Source organism: Rickettsia endosymbiont of Urophora cardui, assembly GCF_964030725.1.
GTDB lineage: Bacteria > Pseudomonadota > Alphaproteobacteria > Rickettsiales > Rickettsiaceae > Rickettsia.
The window spans coordinates 657,979-674,299 of the sequence record NZ_CAXIPY010000006.1 but is presented as its reverse complement, the minus strand read 5'-3'; the positions used below and the strand labels follow the sequence as shown (position 1 = coordinate 674,299).

Sequence of the window (16,321 nt, the reverse complement as noted above, 5' to 3'; positions counted from 1 at the left end):
CTGTAAGATCAAATCTTCACTTCTACATCCCAATTATTATACCAAGATTTAGCTATATGCGGATATTGCTTACTCCATTTTTGATCAAATGACTCAAGAGCTAATTCTGCTTCTTTTTCAGTAGCAGAAGGGAAAGTTCTATAATTAATTAAGCCAGATATAATCAATTTTTAATCTCTCAGGGTTTAATTCCCCGAAGCTCTGCTTCGTGATATCATAAGAAACAACTAAAACTTTTTTAGATACCTCGTAGCTCTGCTGCGAGGAGCATCATTTAAATATAGATATATCATGGCTCATTTAACGATAGATGAAAGATTTAAAATATACGAAATGAATAAGAGTGGTTATAGCTCGCGATATATAGGGACAAAGATTGGCCGTGATAAAAGCACTATATGTTATGAACTCAAGAGAATGAGGCATAATTATAGACCAGATAGGGCTAACACACTTGCTTGCAGTTTAAGGCAAGGTAAGAGAAAAAGAAAATTAGATATTGATAATAATTTACGAGCAGAAATAATAAAGCAGTTAACACAGGGTATTTCACCAGATATAATTTCAGGTAGACGTAAACTATCACGAGATACTGTCAATATTTCTACAGAGAGTATATACCAGTTTATTTATACATCTCCTATAGCACAAAGGCAAAAATTATATTTATCTTTAGCAAGAAAAAGGAAAAATAGGTTGCATCATGGTACAAGAATCAGAAACAAAAGAATTACAATACCAAATCGAGTTTCCATTACTGAAAGACCAGAGATAAATAGAAAGATAGCAGCAATAGGTCATTTAGAAGGTGATTTAACTTTTAACAAAGGTAATCAAAGTCGTAATATAGGCGCTCTTGTGGATATCAGAACACAAAAAGTGTTTCTCACTTTAAACCGTTCAAAAAGAACACAAGATGTGATTGGTAACATGAATAAAAAACTTAAACAATTGTCGCATATAATCAAAAGCATAACGTTAGATAGTCCGTCCGCCAAAACTCTACAAGCCTTATAGATAATATGGTTTTAAGACAAGAAGTAATACAACAATCCGTAAGAAAATGATAAAATATGGTCATAAACCTTATGGATTTCAGTCAATGCCAATAGACAACATTATCAAATCGCAAGAACAAGGGAAACTGTTTGGTTATAAATTAAAAGAAGAATTAAACCCAAATAATAAGCTATATAAATTAAGAGAATTAATAAATTGGTCTAGGCTCGAAGAGTGGTTATCAAAAAATGTTTGTATTAAGAAATTTGGTAGAAATAGAAAATGTCATAGAGTGATGCTTGGCATAACGATGCTACAAGCAATGTATAATTTTTCAGATTCATTATCAGAGGAAGAGCTAAAAGAGAATATGTATTGGCAGTATTTCTGCGGGTGGGAATATATAGAAAAAGACATAGCTATCTCGGAAACTAGTATACGACGGTTTCGTAGTGTATTAGGTGAAGCTGGATATAATGAGATATTATCGGAGTTGATCAGGGTTGGGATAAAAACTAACACAATTAAAAAAAAAGATTTGGAATTAATCATCGCTGATACGACTGTACAAATTAAGAATATCAAACACCCACACGATGTTTATTTAATGGATAAAGCTAGGCTTAGCATAGTAAAGCTTTGCAACAGTTTGGGTATACATTTGAATGAAACATACGCTAGAACCTATAAACGCGATATAGTAAAGCTATGGAAATATAAAGAACATAGTAAAGCCAAGAAGCGTTGGAAAATAATGAAGCATTTAAAAATATTACTGGGTCGTTTGATTAGAGTATGTGAGCGTGAGATCAAAAATAAGCAATTAAACTTGTCTCTCAAAAATCAAGAAGTATTGCAAAAAATAAAACAAATACATAACCAATCTGTTTTAAAAAGAGAAGCTAAAAAGCAATATAAAGAAGATAACAAAGTATTATATACAGGAGTTTCGCACTCAGCAAATAATATGCTAATCTAGAGAAAAATAGTTTTAGATAAAAATGACAAGATCAAAATGTAGCAAAGATTTATATAAATCATTCTTACAAGCAAGTAGTGTAAGATATACTAGCAAAGCATTATCTGAAGTAAGTCCATTAGATCTATCGCACGATAGTGCAAGTCGATGGTTAAAGAGTAAGGATTTTCGCCCTAGCGAAATCTATAGCAAAGTGTCAAAATATATTGATCTGGAAGATCCTTGTTTATTAGTGGGAGATGACACCTTATTGTCAAAGCAATACAGTAAGAGGATCGAGCTTGTAAATTATCAATATTCTGGGGCTGTACATGATGTTATACCTGGTATAGGAATGGTAAACTTACTGCATTACAATACTCAAATTGATCAATCTACTCCTGTAGATTATAGAATATATGATAAAGAAACTGATGGTAAAACAAAGAACGAGCATTTTTGTGATATGCTTACTTTAGCTAAAGAAAGAGGTATCAAGCCTGATGCTATAGTTATGGATGCTTGGTATAGTGGTTTGGATAATTTAAAACATATACGTAATTTAGGTTGGATATGGGTTACCAACCTAAGAAAAAATAGAAAAGTTAATCGTAATGTTAGCTTGGAAACTTTAGAGATTCCCGATGAAGGGCTAAAAATTCACCTACGTGGATACGGTTGGGTTACGGTATTTAAGTTTGTGGCAAAAAATGGTCGCATTGATTACATAACAACTAATTTAGAGAATCCTACACGTGAGCAAATAGAGAAAATTGTTAAGGCGCGTTGGTCTATAGAAGTTTATCATCGAGAATTGAAACAAACTTGTGGTATTGAATGCTGTCAGGCACGCACGGGTCGAGCTCAAAGAAATCATATTTGCCTTGCTGTATTGGCCTGGCTTGATATGAACAAAAGGAGGATAAATGAAAACATTACTTTATATCAACAAACTTGGGAAGTTATAAAAACATCAATTCAGAACAACATTAAATGGCTTCTATAGCTAACACGGAAATGTTTCTACCACAGATTAGGAAAAACTTAGGCATTGATCAATAATTTTATGTAAACAGTTTTTAAAGTTAGTCCAGCAATGTTTAATAGGATTTAGATCTGGTGAATATGTGAGTAAATACAAAAACTATGGTAAAAACCTTTTCGCGTTAGCTATAACTAATACACAATTTTGCTAAGTGCGAAACTCCTGATATAGTTTTCATGCCCCTGAAGTAGAGTGTATAGGAAAGGGAAAACGCAACAAGCCATATGAGTTTGGCAATAAAGTAGCGGTAGTAGTAAGTGGTCGTAGAAATTTTGTTTTATCCGCAAAATCGTTTCATAATAATCCTTATGATGGTCATACATTGCATCAGAGCTTTGAAGCAGTAGAGAGTGTCACTGGAATCAAGATAAAGAAATCATTTGTTGATCTTGGGTATAGTGGTAGCAATGTAAAGGAGAAGAGTAAGGTATATACCCCAAAAACGCGGAAGAAGTTGTTACAAGAGGACAAGTCTATGATCAAGAGACGCAGTGCCATAGAACCAATAATAGGTCACTTAAAGCAATATGGTCGGATGGGTAGAAACTTCTTGAAAGGTATGATAGGAGATATTATCAATCCAATAATCTCTGCTATTGGTTTGAATTTACGATGCATTGCAAATCATTTACAAATCGTGTCTAACTCCACATAAATCAAAAATATCATCATGCAAAAACTAGATGAACGTGACTAACGAATATTAGAATTACCCTCAACGAACATTAAAATTATCTATAAAAAAGAAGTAACTATGGACAGTAAAATCGAATAAAAATTTATTTTTAAATATTTAAATATTATTCGAGAATTACTGATGACATGTACAAATAACCAAGTAGGTATTTTAATGCAAAAGATCAAAAAATATAATCAGATAATTTCTGCTGCAAAAGCAGGTATGAGTGTAAAAACGGCACGTAAGTATTTACGTATTAATAAGTATCCAAGCGAATTACGCACAATACGTAAATATAGGACACGTAAGGATCCATTTGTGAAGCACTGGGATGAAATAGAATCAATGCTAGAATCAGCACCGGAGTTGCAAGCAACTACCATATTAGCATATTTGACAGAAAAGTATCATGGGAATTATAATGGGAAGCAATTACGCTGTTTGCAGAAAAGGTTGAAACAATGGAGAGCTGCACATGGTAAGGATAAGACAGTAATCTTTTTACAAAATATTCTTCCTGGCAAACAGAGTCAGTCTGATTGGACCAATATGAATCAATTGGGTATTTGTATTGGTGGGCAACCATATCCTCACTTACTATTTCATTTTATGTTGCCTTATTCATGTTGGGAAACTTTTAGCATATGCCATAGTGAAAGTTTTGATACATTAGCATCAGGGTTTGAAAAAGCTGTATGGGAGTTAGGTGGAGTTTTACCAGAGCATCGTACAGATAATTTAAGTGCAGCTACCAAGCAATGTGGTAATAGTAGACAATTTACAGAAAGATGGCAAGAATTGCTTGGTTATTACAATGTTGCACCATCGCGAAATAATCCAGGCGTCAGTCATGAAAATGGTTCTGTTGAAAAAAGTCATGATACATTTAAGCAAGCAGTGAATCAACATCTGCTATTACGTGGATCACGTAATTTTGTTGATTTAAAAGCTTATGAATTATTCGATAGTGGACTGAAAAATCAAGACAAAAAAATGAGTAGTATGTTTTCCTAATTTTTCGATTATCAGGCAGCAATTTGCTGATAATTTTGCATATAATTCAGATATACATTCATAGGCTTTTTATAACCAATACTTGAATGAAATCTGTGATAATTATATTTATTCAGATAATGATCAATCCCCTCTTTTAACTCTTTAACATTGTTAAAATCATTAATAAAGATACAATTATATTTTAAAGTTCTAAAAAACCTTTCTATTACTATATTATCAATACTTCTACCTTGGCCATTCATTGAAATTTGGATATCATGCTCCTTGAGAATATTTATGTGGTCATAACTGGTATATTGGCTACCTTGATCACTATTAAATATCTGTGGAGCGTTATACTTACTGAGAGCTTGTTTCAAGACATCAGTTACAAGAGATGCATCCATAGAATTTGACAGTTTATAGCTCAATATGGCCTTGCTATGCCAATCTATAATAGCTGCCATATACATAAAGCCACCATTAGTTCTAATGTAAGTAATGTCACCACTCCAAACCTCATTCACATTAGGCACATACACTTGCTTTGTTGAGCCAGATTTAGTCCAATATTGATCAAGTAAGTAGCTATAGATCTTATGCTCACTATCGTTTCGAGAAGTAGATTTTTTCTTATGTGGGTAAATAGCTTCTATACCCATCATCCTCATATATTTCAGTACTCGATCTTTACCGACAATAAAACCATCTTCTAGTAACTGTTGATGAATATAGCGATAACCAAATTCAGGATTATCTGTATATATTTCATCTATTCTATTTAAAATACTTAATTTATTTATACTCATCTCCTTGGATTTATAGTAGGCTGTAGATCGACTAATCTTTAATAGTTCACACTGTCTTGATTTTGAGAGTTGATTTAGCTTGGAGTGTACAAGACTCTTTTTATTTGATAAATCCAAGCTTTTGAGCTTTCCCACGGCCCAGTCCCTCTCAACTGTGATTCTACCAAGAGCTTTAGCAAGCTCATCATTTTGCTCTTGTAAATGATTTATTTGTTCTTGATATTCACTCAAAACTTTAGCTGGTTCAAAAGCTAATGCCGCATTACCTAAAAACTGTTTTTTCCAATTTTGAATTGTTTTAACACTTATTGCATATTTTGAAGCTAACTGACCAAGTGTCGACTCCTCTTTTATTAATTCTAATACTATCCCCGTTTTTTCTGAAGCACTGAAAATTTTTACTTTATTTTTCTTCATCTTTCCTCTTAAGTTTATTGCTATTTATTCTAACTTATTGCGGAAACACACTCCTTCATTTTTTTGTCCAATTTTTTTAGTCCATTATATTCCTTACACAAATTAAAGAAAAGCGAAATAGCTGTAGAAAAGAAAAATTAGCTGAAGAATTAGTTCATTTACAAGAGTTACCAATCAGGAAATGGAATGCACCTACAATATTATCAGTACGTGTTAATCCAAGCAGTACAGTTAGTATTTTATCTGTAGCTTATTCTGTGCCTAGTCGCTTAATAGGTTATACTTTAAAAGCTTATATTTATTCTGAAGAAATAGAGCTTTACTATGGTAACAAATGTTTACAAAAAATGTCTAGAATCAGCAATGGCTATGTTATTGATTATAGACATATTATTGATAGTTTAGTACGTAAACCTGGAGCATTTGTTCAATATCAATATTATGAAGCTTTATTCCCACGTGCTATATTTCGTCAGGTATATGACCAGCTTATCTCTATATATCCATATAAAGGGCATAAAATATATCTTAAAATATTACAATTAGCAAAAATGTATGGAGAATTGAATGTAGTTACTGCATTAGAAGTGCTATTAGAAAAGAAAATTGAGCCAATAATTGATCATATTACAGATTTACTAAATAGCCAGACTCAAACTGTTTGTTCAGTAAAAATTAATCAACCAATACTGTCTGAATATGATCAATTACATTGCTTTAAAACAATGGAGGTTGCATGAGTAAACAGATAATAACTCCGCAACCGCTAAATAATTTACTCAAGAACCTTTGCTTACCTACTTTTGCATCGTGCTATAAATCAGTTGCAGAAAGCTTTGAGCAAGAAAAGAAAACATATATAGATTATCTACAGGAGTTAGCCATACGTGAGTTAGAACATAGACAACAACAACGTATTGCCAGATTGCTGAAGCAAGCAAAACTCTCTCGAGATAAGTTATTAAGCAACTTTGATATTAAGCGTATCCCAGGATTATCGCCAACTAAGATCCAATATCTTGCACAAGGAGAATTTATGGATCGCTATGAAAATATACTTATTTTTGGTAATCCTGGCACTGGCAAAAGTCATCTTAGTATAGGTTTAGCACGTGAGTGGTGTCTTGCTGGTAGACGTGTATTATATACAACAGCAGCTAATTTGGTTCAACAATTACTAGAAGCAAAGCTTAGTTTAAAACTTAAGCAAATTATTAAAAAATTCGATTATTTTGAAATATTGATAATTGATGATATATCATATGTACCATATAATCGTGAAGAAACTGATGTTTTATTTACCTTATTAGCTGAACGTTATGAAATGCGTAGTGTATTAATTACTAGCAATTTAGTTTTTGCAAAATGGAATACTATTTTTAAAGATGAAATGACTACGTCAGCAGTTATTGACAGATTGGTTCACCATTCTTCAATTCTTGAACTCAATACTGAAAGTTATAGAATCGCTACAGCTAAAGGCAAAAAATTAACTATAAAATCGGAGGATAATAATGTAACACTTTAGACAATATTTTTTACTCAAAAATGGGTAATTTTAATATTCGTCATGGGTAATTCTAATGTTCGTTCATCACGATAAAAAATCGTTAACAATAGCTCCATATCAAAATTAGACCAACACAGAAATGTATCAGTAAAAATTAACATAACTTATTAATTTTTATTGAAAATCTTAGCAATTTGTTGTCAAAACTCTATCCCATTACAAATGATCAGGATTTGAAGTGTTTTTGGCGGATAGACTATTTAGTCCGTCCGCCAAAACTCTACAAGCCTTATAGATAATATGGTTTTAAGACAAGAAGTAATACAACAATCCGTAAGAAAATGATAAAATATGGTCATAAACCTTATGGATTTCAGTCAATGCCAATAGACAACATTATCAAATCGCAAGAACAAGGGAAACTGTTTGGTTATAAATTAAAAGAAGAATTAAACCCAAATAATAAGCTATATAAATTAAGAGAATTAATCTCTCAGGGTTTAATTCCCCGAAGCTCTGCTTCGTGATATCATAAGAAACAACTAAAACTTTTTTAGATACCTCGTAGCTCTGCTGCGAGGAGCATCATTAAATTGGTTTAGGCTCGAAGAGTGGTTATCAAAAAATGTTTGTATTAAGAAATTTGGTAGAAATAGAAAATGTCATAGAGTGATGCTTGGCATAACGATGCTACAAGCAATGTATAATTTTTCAGATTCATTATCAGAGGAAGAGCTAAAAGAGAATATGTATTGGCAGTATTTCTGCGGGTGGGAATATATAGAAAAAGACATAGCTATCTCGGAAACTAGTATACGACGGTTTCGTAGTGTATTAGGTGAAGCTGGATATAATGAGATATTATCGGAGTTGATCAGGGTTGGGATAAAAACTAACACAATTAAAAAAAAAGATTTGGAATTAATCATCGCTGATACGACTGTACAAATTAAGAATATCAAACACCCACACGATGTTTATTTAATGGATAAAGCTAGGCTTAGCATAGTAAAGCTTTGCAACAGTTTGGGTATACATTTGAATGAAACATACGCTAGAACCTATAAACGCGATATAGTAAAGCTATGGAAATATAAAGAACATAGTAAAGCCAAGAAGCGTTGGAAAATAATGAAGCATTTAAAAATATTACTGGGTCGTTTGATTAGAGTATGTGAGCGTGAGATCAAAAATAAGCAATTAAACTTGTCTCTCAAAAATCAAGAAGTATTGCAAAAAATAAAACAAATACATAACCAATCTGTTTTAAAAAGAGAAGCTAAAAAGCAATATAAAGAAGATAACAAAGTATTATATAGTTTTCATGCCCCTGAAGTAGAGTGTATAGGAAAGGGAAAACGCAACAAGCCATATGAGTTTGGCAATAAAGTAGCGGTAGTAGTAAGTGGTCGTAGAAATTTTGTTTTATCCGCAAAATCGTTTCATAATAATCCTTATGATGGTCATACATTGCATCAGAGCTTTGAAGCAGTAGAGAGTGTCACTGGAATCAAGATAAAGAAATCATTTGTTGATCTTGGGTATAGTGGTAGCAATGTAAAGGAGAAGAGTAAGGTATATACCCCAAAAACGCGGAAGAAGTTGTTACAAGAGGACAAGTCTATGATCAAGAGACGCAGTGCCATAGAACCAATAATAGGTCACTTAAAGCAATATGGTCGGATGGGTAGAAACTTCTTGAAAGGTATGATAGGAGATATTATCAATCCAATAATCTCTGCTATTGGTTTGAATTTACGATGCATTGCAAATCATTTACAAATCGTGTCTAACTCCACATAAATCAAAAATATCATCATGCAAAAACTAGATGAACGATAAAAAATCGTTAACAATAGCTCCATATCAAAATTAGACCAACACAGAAATGTATCAGTAAAAATTAACATAACTTATTAATTTTTATTGAAAATCTTAGCAATTTGTTGTCAAAACTCTATCCCATTACAAATGATCAGGATTTGAAGTGTTTTTGGCGGATAGACTATTTAGTCCGTCCGCCAAAACTCTACAAGCCTTATAGATAATATGGTTTTAAGACAAGAAGTAATACAACAATCCGTAAGAAAATGATAAAATATGGTCATAAACCTTATGGATTTCAGTCAATGCCAATAGACAACATTATCAAATCGCAAGAACAAGGGAAACTGTTTGGTTATAAATTAAAAGAAGAATTAAACCCAAATAATAAGCTATATAAATTAAGAGAATTAATAAATTGGTCTAGGCTCGAAGAGTGGTTATCAAAAAATGTTTGTATTAAGAAATTTGGTAGAAATAGAAAATGTCATAGAGTGATGCTTGGCATAACGATGCTACAAGCAATGTATAATTTTTCAGATTCATTATCAGAGGAAGAGCTAAAAGAGAATATGTATTGGCAGTATTTCTGCGGGTGGGAATATATAGAAAAAGACATAGCTATCTCGGAAACTAGTATACGACGGTTTCGTAGTGTATTAGGTGAAGCTGGATATAATGAGATATTATCGGAGTTGATCAGGGTTGGGATAAAAACTAACACAATTAAAAAAAAAGATTTGGAATTAATCATCGCTGATACGACTGTACAAATTAAGAATATCAAACACCCACACGATGTTTATTTAATGGATAAAGCTAGGCTTAGCATAGTAAAGCTTTGCAACAGTTTGGGTATACATTTGAATGAAACATACGCTAGAACCTATAAACGCGATATAGTAAAGCTATAGAAATATAAAGAACATAGTAAAGCCAAGAAGCGTTGGAAAATAATGAAGCATTTAAAAATATTACTGGGTCGTTTGATTAGAGTATGTGAGCGTGAGATCAAAAATAAGCAATTAAACTTGTCTCTCAAAAATCAAGAAGTATTGCAAAAAATAAAACAAATACATAACCAATCTGTTTTAAAAAGAGAAGCTAAAAAGCAATATAAAGAAGATAACAAAGTATTATATAGTTTTCATGCCCCTGAAGTAGAGTGTATAGGAAAGGGAAAACGCAACAAGCCATATGAGTTTGGCAATAAAGTAGCGGTAGTAGTAAGTGGTCGTAGAAATTTTCAGGAGTTTCGCACTTAGCAAATAATATGCTAATCTAGAGAAAAATAGTTTTAGATAAAAATGACAAGATCAAAATGTAGCAAAGATTTATATAAATCATTCTTACAAGCAAGTAGTGTAAGATATACTAGCAAAGCATTATCTGAAGTAAGTCCATTAGATCTATCGCACGATAGTGCAAGTCGATGGTTAAAGAGTAAGGATTTTCGCCCTAGCGAAATCTATAGCAAAGTGTCAAAATATATTGATCTGGAAGATCCTTGTTTATTAGTGGGAGATGACACCTTATTGTCAAAGCAATACAGTAAGAGGATCGAGCTTGTAAATTATCAATATTCTGGGGCTGTACATGATGTTATACCTGGTATAGGAATGGTAAACTTACTGCATTACAATACTCAAATTGATCAATCTACTCCTGTAGATTATAGAATATATGATAAAGAAACTGATGGTAAAACAAAGAACGAGCATTTTTGTGATATGCTTACTTTAGCTAAAGAAAGAGGTATCAAGCCTGATGCTATAGTTATGGATGCTTGGTATAGTGGTTTGGATAATTTAAAACATATACGTAATTTAGGTTGGATATGGGTTACCAACCTAAGAAAAAATAGAAAAGTTAATCGTAATGTTAGCTTGGAAACTTTAGAGATTCCCGATGAAGGGCTAAAAATTCACCTACGTGGATACGGTTGGGTTACGGTATTTAAGTTTGTGGCAAAAAATGGTCGCATTGATTACATAACAACTAATTTAGAGAATCCTACACGTGAGCAAATAGAGAAAATTGTTAAGGCGCGTTGGTCTATAGAAGTTTATCATCGAGAATTGAAACAAACTTGTGGTATTGAATGCTGTCAGGCACGCACGGGTCGAGCTCAAAGAAATCATATTTGCCTTGCTGTATTGGCCTGGCTTGATATGAACAAAAGGAGGATAAATGAAAACATTACTTTATATCAACAAACTTGGGAAGTTATAAAAACATCAATTCAGAACAACATTAAATGGCTTCTAACTAATACACAATTTTGCTAAGTGCGAAACTCCTGATTTTGTTTTATCCGCAAAATCGTTTCATAATAATCCTTATGATGGTCATACATTGCATCAGAGCTTTGAAGCAGTAGAGAGTGTCACTGGAATCAAGATAAAGAAATCATTTGTTGATCTTGGGTATAGTGGTAGCAATGTAAAGGAGAAGAGTAAGGTATATACCCCAAAAACGCGGAAGAAGTTGTTACAAGAGGACAAGTCTATGATCAAGAGACGCAGTGCCATAGAACCAATAATAGGTCACTTAAAGCAATATGGTCGGATGGGTAGAAACTTCTTGAAAGGTATGATAGGAGATATTATCAATCCAATAATCTCTGCTATTGGTTTGAATTTACGATGCATTGCAAATCATTTACAAATCGTGTCTAACTCCACATAAATCAAAAATATCATCATGCAAAAACTAGATGAACGATAAAAAATCGTTAACAATAGCTCCATATCAAAATTAGACCAACACAGAAATGTATCAGTAAAAATTAACATAACTTATTAATTTTTATTGAAAATCTTAGCAATTTGTTGTCAAAACTCTATCCCATTACAAATGATCAGGATTTGAAGTGTTTTTGGCGGATAGACTATTTAAGGTTTTATATCTGACAATTGATTATATTACCAAAAAATGGTCTATGCCTATCCCCAATTGGAATGAAGCTATGGCTCATTTTATGATCAAATTTGATGGTAGAATTTAATGGTTCACGAAATTTACACAATTGATGAGACAGAGCCATTTGCTGATAATTTTGCATATAATTCAGATATACATTCATAGGCTTTTTATAACCAATACTTGAATGAAATCTGTGATAATTATATTTATTCAGATAATGATCAATCCCCTCTTTTAACTCTTTAACATTGTTAAAATCATTAATAAAGATACAATTATATTTTAAAGTTCTAAAAAACCTTTCTATTACTATATTATCAATACTTCTACCTTTGCCATTCATTGAAATTTGGATATCATGCTCCTTGAGAATATTTATGTGGTCATAACTGGTATATTGGCTACCTTGATCACTATTAAATATCTGTGGAGCATTATACTTACTGAGAGCTTGTTTCAAGACATCAGTTACAAGAGATGCATCCATAGAATTTGACAGTTTATAGCTCAATATGGCCTTGCTATGCCAATCTATAATAGCTGCCATATACATAAAGCCACCATTAGTTCTAATGTAAGTAATGTCACCACTCCAAACCTCATTCACATTAGGCACATACACTTGCTTTGTTGAGCCAGATTTAGTCCAATATTGATCAAGTAAGTAGCTATAGATCTTATGCTCACTATCGTTTCGAGAAGTAGATTTTTTCTTATGTGGGTAAATAGCTTCTATACCCATCATCCTCATATATTTCAGTACTCGATCTTTACCGACAATAAAACCATCTTCTAGTAACTGTTGATGAATATAGCGATAACCAAATTCAGGATTATCTGTATATATTTCATCTATTCTATTTAAAATACTTAATTTATTTATACTCATCTCCTTGGATTTATAGTAGGCTGTAGATCGACTAATCTTTAATAGTTCACACTGTCTTGATTTTGAGAGTTGATTTAGCTTGGAGTGTACAAGACTCTTTTTATTTGATAAATCCAAGCTTTTGAGCTTTCCCACGGCCCAGTCCCTCTCAACTGTGATTCTACCAAGAGCTTTAGCAAGTTCATCATTTTGCTCTTGTAAATGATTTATTTGTTCTTGATATTCACTCAAAACTTTAGCTGGTTCAAAAGCTAATGCCGCATTACCTAAAAACTGTTTTTTCCAATTTTGAATTGTTTTAACACTTATTGCATATTTTGAAGCTAACTGACCAAGTGTCGACTCCTCTTTTAATGATGCTCCTCGCAGCAGAGCTACGAGGTATCTAAAAAAGTTTTAGTTGTTTCTTATGATATCACGAAGCAGAGCTTCGGGGAATTAAACCCTGAGAGATTAATTCTAATACTATCCCCGTTTTTTCTGAAGCACTGAAAATTTTTACTTTATTTTTCTTCATCTTTCCTCTTAAGTTTATTGCTATTTATTCTAACTTATTGCGGAAACACACTCCTTCATTTTTTTGTCCAATTTTTTCATGTATGGACCTCCTGTAGAATGCAAGAAAAAAATAACATCAATAATAAAAACAAACAAATGCAGTCATGTATCCGGCTTATAGCTGATAAATCAACCTAATTTATTCTACAGCCCTGATGGAATTCGCTGGCTTACAAACTATATACTTATCAGTCCATCGGCTTCTAAAAGAGCCACTGAAAAACGCAGTTTTTTTGTAAGCTAAGGTTTGTCTTATTTACCATCAATATTAATTATCTCAAGCATATTTCGGGTTGGAATCTCTTACATATTGTTTTGCTTTTACCTATTCATTATATAAATCACCATTTATTTTACTTATAAGTGCTATGCTACACACTCTTTAGCTACAAACTTTACTCTCTACATAATCATCTCCTGATCTTAGTACAGCAAACACCACTCTTGCCAACTTATTAGCTATGGCAACTGTCGTTTTATTATGGCTACTTCGCTCAGATAAATTAAACATCCATTTCGTAAATTGGCTAAAATCTTTTTTAGATTTCTGTTCTTCCGATGTAAATCTTATCTTGGCATTTAGTACAGCTCTAGCCCCTTGAATTAATAAAGTGCGTAAGTATACATCACCTCGCTTGCTAATTCCCAGCAGCTTATCCTTCCCACCACTTGAATGTTGTCTTGGCACTAATCCTAGCCATGCCGATAATTGCCTGCCATTCTCAAAACTTGTAGCATTACCTATTGATGCTATTAAAGCAGTAGCAGTAATTAAACCAAGACCAGGTATAGCTCTTAATCGTTGATATTGAGTTAGGTTACTTGCTATCATTGTTAATCGTTTTTCTATCTCTTTTATTTTTCTGTTATTATCTAAGAATTCTTCTTTTAGTTCACTAAATGTTTGATAACTTAACTGGCTTAATTTCCCTGCATCTAAAATCTTGTATCTTAGTATTGTCTTTAGTAAACAACTATAAGATACTTAAGGGCACTTAAGTAAGAAGACTAATATGCCGTATTAAATCTTAGGGCTATGTAACCCTGTAGTTGAGATCAAACAATTAGTCTTCACATACTCATTAAAGATCGGACGGTATTCTTAGGTCTTGAAATTAATCAATGAACCTGTATTTACAAGGTTGATCTTTGGGTATTCTACTTATTATTAACATAGAAGGTCAAATATGAGTAGCATTATTTTGGGTATAGATATTTCTAAAGCAACATTTGACGTAGCTTTATTAAATGATAATAAAATCAAAACCAAAAAGTTTAATAATACTGCAAAAGGCTTTGCTGCACTAAAACAATGGTTAGAAAAAAAGGGAATAGATACTGCTCACGCTTGTATGGAATCAACAGGTGGTTACGAAGTTAGGTTAGCTCAATATCTTTATGATAATACATTTAAAGTTAGTGTCGTAAATCCAGCTCGCATCAAGGGCTTTGCAATGAGCAAGCTTTCAAGAGTTAAAACTGACAAATCTGATTGTGAATTGATAGCTTCTTTTTGCAAGGCTATGCAACCTGATCTTTGGCAACCAACCCCTATACATATTAAAGAATTACAACAATGGGTAAGACGCTTGGATAGTTTGATTGCTAATAAAAATCAAGAAAATAATAGATTGAGCGGAGCAAGTAAAGCAGTTGCCATTAACATTATGATTCATATTGAATTTCTGGATAAGCAAATTAAGGAAGTAGAAGAACTTATCTCTAATCATATTAAAGGACACAAAGACTTACATGATAAAAGTAAACTTCTTGATTCAATCCCTGGTATAGGAGAAAAAACAATAGGAGTGATACTTGCTTTTCTTGTTGTAGAAAATTTTAATTCTGCAAAACAACTAGCTGCGTTTGTTGGTCTTAACCCAAAGCCAAAACAATCAGGCACTTCTGTCCATGGAATAGGAAAAATATCAAAAACAGGAGATGCTAATTTACGTAAAGCTTTTTATATGCCTGCCATAGTTGCTATAAAACATAATCCGATTATTAAGGATTTTAGTCAACGTTTGAGCAATGTTGGAAAATCTAAAATGGTTATAGTGATTGCTGCTATGCGTAAGTTGCTTCACATAATTTATGGTGTTCTTAATAACAAAACATCTTTTAGTGCAAATATAAAAACCCTGTAAAATAAAATTGAGGTAAAATAATGAAAAAGTTGTTGACACTCAAGACGGTATCTCAATTAATTTTGTGATAACCTTATTAATGCCTTGAGGAACAATAAAACCAAACTCATGTAGTAGCCCCCTAATTTCATTAGCAAGTGCTGTACGATTTTTTACCAATCTCTCTCTTACCCTATGTATTGATAAAATTTCTTGTTGCTCTATAGTTTTAATTGCAACAAATCTCATATTAGGTCTTGTCACGGCTTCACATATCGCTTCAGCATCTGCTTGATCATTTTTATTAGTTTTAACATATGGTTTGACAAATTGCGGTGCCATTAGTTTTACTTCATGCCCTAATTTAGTTATTTCTCTTGCCCAATAACTAGAACCACCACAAGCTTCCATCCCTACTAAACATTGTGGTAAATTAGCCATAAATGTCAAAACCTGATCTCTCATCAATTTTTTCTTTAATACTGTCTTGCCATTTTTATCTACACCATGAATTTGAAAAATTCTTTTTGCAATATCTATACCAATTGTAGTAACCTCCATATGGACCTCCTTAATTGGGTAAATT

The 16,321-nt window shown here is 32.5% G+C and carries 17 protein-coding genes and 3 pseudogenes; 15 read left to right on the top strand and 5 right to left on the bottom strand.

Annotation, left to right across the window (positions count from 1 at the left end):
• Nucleotides 1–8 precede the first annotated feature (8 nt).
• Nucleotides 9–167 carry a hypothetical protein gene (locus AAHI98_RS11585; protein ID WP_342225926.1) on the bottom strand — a complete coding sequence of 53 codons (159 nt, stop codon included), beginning with the start codon at nt 165–167 and terminating at the stop codon, nt 9–11.
• 124 nt (nt 168–291) lie between these two features.
• Here AAHI98_RS11585 and AAHI98_RS11580 point away from each other — a divergent pair.
• The 5 genes and pseudogenes from AAHI98_RS11580 to istA all read left to right on the top strand — a co-directional run.
• Nucleotides 292–987 (top strand): annotated as a pseudogene (locus AAHI98_RS11580) (IS30 family transposase); the annotation flags it as partial.
• A 76-nt stretch (nt 988–1,063) separates the two neighbouring features.
• A complete protein-coding gene (locus AAHI98_RS11575) occupies nt 1,064–1,978 on the top strand; it encodes a transposase (RefSeq protein ID WP_342225925.1) in 915 nt (304 codons plus the stop codon).
• Between the two features lie 22 nt (nt 1,979–2,000).
• Nucleotides 2,001–2,963, top strand: coding sequence for an IS701 family transposase (locus AAHI98_RS11570; RefSeq protein WP_342225924.1), 963 nt, complete (start codon nt 2,001–2,003; stop codon nt 2,961–2,963).
• A gap of 235 nt (nt 2,964–3,198) precedes the next feature.
• Complete coding sequence (locus AAHI98_RS11565) at nt 3,199–3,657, top strand: transposase (protein WP_342224960.1); 459 nt, start codon at nt 3,199–3,201, stop codon at nt 3,655–3,657.
• 162 nt (nt 3,658–3,819) lie between these two features.
• Entirely contained in the window at nt 3,820–4,695 is an 876-nt protein-coding gene (istA, locus tag AAHI98_RS11560; protein WP_342225923.1) for an IS21 family transposase, read from the top strand.
• An 11-nt stretch (nt 4,696–4,706) separates the two neighbouring features.
• Here the strand turns inward: istA and AAHI98_RS11555 are convergent, their stop codons facing one another.
• On the bottom strand, nt 4,707–5,903 hold the full coding sequence (locus AAHI98_RS11555; protein WP_342224752.1) for an IS3 family transposase: 1,197 nt from the start codon (nt 5,901–5,903) through the stop codon (nt 4,707–4,709).
• Nucleotides 5,904–5,986: 83 nt separating this feature from the next.
• Between AAHI98_RS11555 and AAHI98_RS18210 the strand changes: the two genes are divergently transcribed.
• From AAHI98_RS18210 to AAHI98_RS11510, 9 genes are all read left to right on the top strand, one after another.
• On the top strand, nt 5,987–6,643 hold the full coding sequence (locus AAHI98_RS18210) for a Mu transposase domain-containing protein (protein ID WP_410526252.1): 657 nt from the start codon (nt 5,987–5,989) through the stop codon (nt 6,641–6,643).
• On the top strand, nt 6,640–7,431 hold the full coding sequence (gene istB / locus AAHI98_RS11545) for an IS21-like element helper ATPase IstB (RefSeq protein ID WP_342225796.1): 792 nt from the start codon (nt 6,640–6,642) through the stop codon (nt 7,429–7,431). Before AAHI98_RS18210 ends, istB begins: the two co-directional genes overlap by 4 nt.
• Nucleotides 7,432–7,754: 323 nt before the next feature.
• Nucleotides 7,755–7,940 carry a hypothetical protein gene (locus tag AAHI98_RS11540; protein WP_342225922.1) on the top strand — a complete coding sequence of 62 codons (186 nt, stop codon included), beginning with the start codon at nt 7,755–7,757 and terminating at the stop codon, nt 7,938–7,940.
• Nucleotides 7,941–7,983: 43 nt separating this feature from the next.
• The gene (locus AAHI98_RS11535; protein WP_342226201.1) at nt 7,984–9,216 is read left to right on the top strand and encodes an IS5 family transposase; all 1,233 of its coding nucleotides are present in this window, start codon (nt 7,984–7,986) and stop codon (nt 9,214–9,216) included.
• A 287-nt stretch (nt 9,217–9,503) separates the two neighbouring features.
• Nucleotides 9,504–10,151: a transposase gene (locus tag AAHI98_RS11530; protein WP_342225921.1), complete on the top strand. Its 648-nt coding sequence runs from the start codon at nt 9,504–9,506 to the stop codon at nt 10,149–10,151.
• Between the two features lie 42 nt (nt 10,152–10,193).
• Nucleotides 10,194–10,502 carry a hypothetical protein gene (locus tag AAHI98_RS11525; protein WP_342225920.1) on the top strand — a complete coding sequence of 103 codons (309 nt, stop codon included), beginning with the start codon at nt 10,194–10,196 and terminating at the stop codon, nt 10,500–10,502.
• 42 nt (nt 10,503–10,544) lie between these two features.
• The gene (locus AAHI98_RS11520) at nt 10,545–11,525 is read left to right on the top strand and encodes an IS701 family transposase (protein ID WP_342224656.1); all 981 of its coding nucleotides are present in this window, start codon (nt 10,545–10,547) and stop codon (nt 11,523–11,525) included.
• Between the two features lie 67 nt (nt 11,526–11,592).
• Nucleotides 11,593–11,925, top strand: coding sequence for a hypothetical protein (locus tag AAHI98_RS11515; protein ID WP_342225919.1), 333 nt, complete (start codon nt 11,593–11,595; stop codon nt 11,923–11,925).
• Between the two features lie 190 nt (nt 11,926–12,115).
• Complete coding sequence (locus AAHI98_RS11510) at nt 12,116–12,244, top strand: hypothetical protein (RefSeq protein ID WP_342225304.1); 129 nt, start codon at nt 12,116–12,118, stop codon at nt 12,242–12,244.
• 81 nt (nt 12,245–12,325) lie between these two features.
• On the opposite strand, the pseudogene AAHI98_RS11505 reads toward AAHI98_RS11510, so the two are convergent.
• Both AAHI98_RS11505 and AAHI98_RS11500 read right to left on the bottom strand, forming a co-directional pair.
• Nucleotides 12,326–13,420: pseudogene (locus AAHI98_RS11505) on the bottom strand (IS3 family transposase); the annotation flags it as partial.
• Between the two features lie 571 nt (nt 13,421–13,991).
• The gene (locus tag AAHI98_RS11500; RefSeq protein ID WP_410526251.1) at nt 13,992–14,552 is read right to left on the bottom strand and encodes an IS110 family RNA-guided transposase; all 561 of its coding nucleotides are present in this window, start codon (nt 14,550–14,552) and stop codon (nt 13,992–13,994) included.
• 244 nt (nt 14,553–14,796) lie between these two features.
• On the opposite strand from AAHI98_RS11500, the gene AAHI98_RS11495 reads away from it, so the two are divergent.
• Complete coding sequence (locus tag AAHI98_RS11495; protein WP_342224639.1) at nt 14,797–15,756, top strand: transposase; 960 nt, start codon at nt 14,797–14,799, stop codon at nt 15,754–15,756.
• 57 nt (nt 15,757–15,813) lie between these two features.
• Here AAHI98_RS11495 and AAHI98_RS11490 read toward each other — a convergent pair.
• Nucleotides 15,814–16,296: pseudogene (locus tag AAHI98_RS11490) on the bottom strand (IS110 family RNA-guided transposase); the annotation flags it as partial.
• Between the last annotated feature and the right edge of the window lie 25 nt (nt 16,297–16,321).

What these genes read in the sequence shown, in the direction of transcription:
- AAHI98_RS11575 (WP_342225925.1), top strand. Translation starts at nt 1,064, where the DNA reads ATGATAAAATATGGTCATAAACCTTATGGATTTCAGTCAATGCCAATA.
- AAHI98_RS11570 (WP_342225924.1), top strand. Translation starts at nt 2,001, where the DNA reads ATGACAAGATCAAAATGTAGCAAAGATTTATATAAATCATTCTTACAA.
- istA (WP_342225923.1), top strand. Translation starts at nt 3,820, where the DNA reads ATGACATGTACAAATAACCAAGTAGGTATTTTAATGCAAAAGATCAAA.
- AAHI98_RS11555 (WP_342224752.1), bottom strand. Translation starts at nt 5,903, where the DNA reads ATGAAGAAAAATAAAGTAAAAATTTTCAGTGCTTCAGAAAAAACGGGG.
- istB (WP_342225796.1), top strand. Translation starts at nt 6,640, where the DNA reads ATGAGTAAACAGATAATAACTCCGCAACCGCTAAATAATTTACTCAAG.
- AAHI98_RS11540 (WP_342225922.1), top strand. Translation starts at nt 7,755, where the DNA reads ATGATAAAATATGGTCATAAACCTTATGGATTTCAGTCAATGCCAATA.
- AAHI98_RS11530 (WP_342225921.1), top strand. Translation starts at nt 9,504, where the DNA reads ATGATAAAATATGGTCATAAACCTTATGGATTTCAGTCAATGCCAATA.
- AAHI98_RS11525 (WP_342225920.1), top strand. Translation starts at nt 10,194, where the DNA reads ATGAAGCATTTAAAAATATTACTGGGTCGTTTGATTAGAGTATGTGAG.
- AAHI98_RS11520 (WP_342224656.1), top strand. Translation starts at nt 10,545, where the DNA reads ATGACAAGATCAAAATGTAGCAAAGATTTATATAAATCATTCTTACAA.
- AAHI98_RS11495 (WP_342224639.1), top strand. Translation starts at nt 14,797, where the DNA reads ATGAGTAGCATTATTTTGGGTATAGATATTTCTAAAGCAACATTTGAC.